This is a genomic window from Bacillus cereus group sp. N6 (genome assembly GCF_016483705.1).
In the GTDB taxonomy this organism is placed as follows: domain Bacteria; phylum Bacillota; class Bacilli; order Bacillales; family Bacillaceae_G; genus Bacillus_A; species Bacillus_A wiedmannii.
The window spans coordinates 1-3603 of sequence record NZ_JAEHBI010000123.1 but is presented as its reverse complement, the minus strand read 5'-3'; the positions used below and the strand labels follow the sequence as shown (position 1 = coordinate 3603).

Sequence of the window (3603 nt, the reverse complement as noted above, 5' to 3'; positions counted from 1 at the left end):
TTACCGGCGAGGGAGCCCCTCAAGGAGTGAGGGGTTGGGGAGTTTGATAAAGGGGGTCTGGGGATGTTTTCCCCAGTGGGTTTGGGCAATGCCCAAGGTTTGGTTTTTGTCACGTAGTGACTCGGCTATGCCGACAAGGGCCTCGTAGAGCCCTATGTATTTGATGCGATAGCGTCAATATACGGTATAGGGTTACGTCGCCTTGCTAGACTTATTGTATCAATTAATCTAGGGGAAGCGGTGGCACTTTATGTTGTTCTCTATCTCATTTAATCAATCTCACCAAAGTTCATTAAGCCATAATAACAGAGAAAATATTCATGGGAATCCTGGTATCGATCCAGTTAGGTTACATGAGAATATTTACTTTGTTCAAAAGGACATCCGAAGTATATACAAGGATGTCTTTCAAGAAGCGGTGGACAAGTATAACGAGAAACAAAAACGGAATGATCGTAAGATAAATGATTATTATGCAAAAGTACATAAAGATGATAAGACACATGAGCAACGAGAATTGGTTGTAGCGATTGGGGAAGGAAAAGATGACCCAAAGTATAGGGAGGCCAAAAAAGAAGCATTGAAGCGCTATGCTGAAGCGTTTCAAGAGCGGAATCCAAATCTAGCAGTTTATAACATGGTTTTACATGATGATGAAGCAAATCCGCATCTACATATTAACTATGTACCAAATTTCGAAAGTAGTCGAGGATTAACGAGGCGTGTCGGAATGGATAGAGCCTTGCAACAACAAGGCGTAGAAGGAACAGGAAGAAAGTTAATTGCGCATTGGAGAGAATTAGAAACGGCTTATATTGAGCAATTAGCGAAAGAACACATTCCGAATTTTGAACGTGCCAATGTAGGTTCACATAAATACATGAAGGTTCGTCAATATAAGAAATATGCAGAAACAAAATCATTTGTTGAAAATGAAGTACAAAAACAAGAAACGCAGTTGCAAGTGATTCATCATCATGTAGAAAATGCTGAGGAAAAAGTGAATGATTTACAAGTAGTGAAAAAGCAGTTGGAAAGTGATGTCGTTGATAAGTCCAAAGAGTTAGAAACAGTGAAACAACAAGTGGAAGTGAAAAGCTACAGCTGATTGGCCAACGTTATGTAGAGTTAGAAAAAAGAGTAAAACAAAAGCAAAAAGAATTGGATAGCGCTATCGATCAGGTACCAAATGAACCTATTAAAATTTCATTTTTGCGTAAAGAAGTAATAACAGAAGTACAGGATAAAATGTTTGGAAAAGCTGAAATCACGAAGAAACAGACGAGAAATTATGTGTTATCATTAGAACAATATCAAGAATTAACAAAACAAGTGAATGCAGCGGTTACTATCAAAAAGGATTATGAGCGTTTGAGAAAAACAGACTTTGTGAAAGAGTATCAAAGTTTAAAAATGACTGCAGAAGGTTGGATGGAAGAGAATCAAACATTGAAACAAGAAAAAGGTCAGTTACAAAAAGAAGTTAGTGTATTAAATAAGGAAATAGGTTCGTTAAAAGCCTATATAAAAGATTTAAAGGGAAATGTAAAGATTTTATACCACAATACGAAAAAAGTCTTTGGAGAGCGATTTAAAGCGTTTAGAGGGCTTGTTAAAAATGAATTGGATAGTAAGGGAGTTAATAATCATTTTGAACAGGAACATAAGAGGGAAATCAATAAACAACGAGGATATGACATGGAACGATAAAAAAAATTAGGGGAACTTTGTTTTCATCTTTAAGGTTATTGAAAACGTGATAGAATGAAAAAAGAGCCATGCGGGAACATGACTCTTTTAAAAGGGTATCCTACGAAAATACCAAAACTTCATTTATCTGATTATAGATTATCATAATTTGATTTATAATCAAATAGCAAAAAATAGGTGTTTTTGTTGATTCCCTCAATTAAGGAGGATTTAACTTAGATATGACAAAGAAAATTATTGATTTCGGACAAGCTGAACAAAAGGCAAAAGAAAGAGATAGTAAGATTAATAGCATTTATGAAAAACTTGAAGGTCGTGGTGGACTTTCTGAAGAAGAAAGAGTCATTATGTTACAAGTATTAAGTAAAATGTCTGGTGGAGAAGAGTATTTCATTGGTAAAAAGAAAAAATCTACAGATCGGGTGAGATTTGTCCAAATGATTACAGAGAATATTGATTATCTATGTGAAATTGGCTATTTAACTCAACCAGAAAAGGCATTTTTATTTGATATTTCAAGATTTCTAGAATTCAAATCAAATGTTATTGTTGAAAAAAATAAAGATGATGATATAAAACCGAATACAGCGTCTCCTAGTTATTTAGCTAAGAAATTAGGGAAAACAAGGACTTCTATTTCAAAAATGATGAACGAATTGCTTGAAAAAGGGGTTTTAGGAGTTGCGGAAACAGGTGTAATAACTGAAGATGGAAGGGCTTGTTCAGCAAGAACTTGGTTTGTTAACCCCAATATATTATGTAATTTACCTAAAGATGATATTGATAGAGCGACTCAACAAATTTTTTCAAAAGCGCTACGTAATATCAAAATCGAAGGTAATAAGAAAAAACATAAACTACCAATTTATTTATTTTAGATGTCAATTTTTATATTGACATCTTTTTTTATGTAGAATTTTCTATTTTTTAACACCTCATGTCTTATAAACCCTTGATATTACTGAATTTCTTTACCTTGTTCTTCTCACTCTTATATATAGGGCTAAAAGTTCCGCAAGGAACGGGTCGTATTTTTGAGAAAATCATTCAAAAATCTCCACCCTCAAAATCAAAAAGTCGGTTCGTTAATCCTCATCTAAAGGCTAACGCCTTTTCTTTTTGATTTTGTCCTTGCAAAACTTTTTTCGGCTTGTTTGTTTTTTTCGCCAAGCCGACAGACAAAAAGCAAAGCAATGCTTATCGACTTGGATTAACAAGTATACGAGCCGAACTGCTTAGATCATTCGTTCTAAAATAGTTCTTATTTTAATAAACGGATACGTAATACGTGGGGTTTCGTCCCCACACGGCGAGCCAGCACTCTAGCCAAAAAGCAAATTTCAAACCAAAAGATCACAATAAAACCATGTTAAGTAAAAAAATAAGCTGTCCATATAAATAGCTTATTTACATAATTTTTGTTATCAGTAGTCAATCTAAAAAATCAGAAAATCTCTTCAGATTTGAAGGGGCTTTTCGTTCATGTTCCATTACTACACAGACTCCAATAATCAATAAAACTTATGATGCATATCCTATACATGTGAGTTAACATAACGTTTTATTATCGGTAGCTAGTATAAAAAATAAAATTAAAAAACTATCGATCAAATATGTTATTTAATCGATAGTTTTAGGTTAAATAATCGGTGGTTCCTTAACTGCAATTCCACATGGATTAGATCCGACTGTGATTGTAGCAATCACTCCATTATTATTACCATCTATAACTGATACATTATGATATACATTATTAGCTACATAAATATAATTTAATTCTAAATCTATTCCTAAACCAAAAGGTATTCCTCCAACAGAAATAGTAGCAATGACTCCATTATTCGTTCCATCTATTACAGAAACAGTATCAGAGTTTTGATTTGCTATATAAAT

Annotated in this window: 2 protein-coding genes and 1 pseudogene; 2 read left to right on the top strand and 1 reads right to left on the bottom strand. The window is 33.6% G+C overall.

Annotation, left to right across the window (positions count from 1 at the left end; all coding sequences use genetic code 11):
- The first annotated feature begins 250 nt into the window (after positions 1–250).
- Positions 251–1710, top strand: a pseudogene (locus JDS99_RS30135) (plasmid recombination protein).
- 221 nt (positions 1711–1931) lie between these two features.
- Positions 1932–2588 (top strand): MarR family transcriptional regulator, encoded by a 657-nt coding sequence (locus JDS99_RS30130; RefSeq protein WP_199696405.1) that lies wholly within the window; start codon positions 1932–1934, stop codon positions 2586–2588.
- Between the two features lie 760 nt (positions 2589–3348).
- Here JDS99_RS30130 and JDS99_RS30125 read toward each other — a convergent pair.
- The coding region (locus JDS99_RS30125) for a YncE family protein (RefSeq protein WP_369413405.1) at positions 3349–3603 on the bottom strand (255 nt) is incomplete at its 5' end.

What these genes read in the sequence shown, in the direction of transcription:
- JDS99_RS30130 (WP_199696405.1), top strand. Translation starts at nt 1,932, where the DNA reads ATGACAAAGAAAATTATTGATTTCGGACAAGCTGAACAAAAGGCAAAA.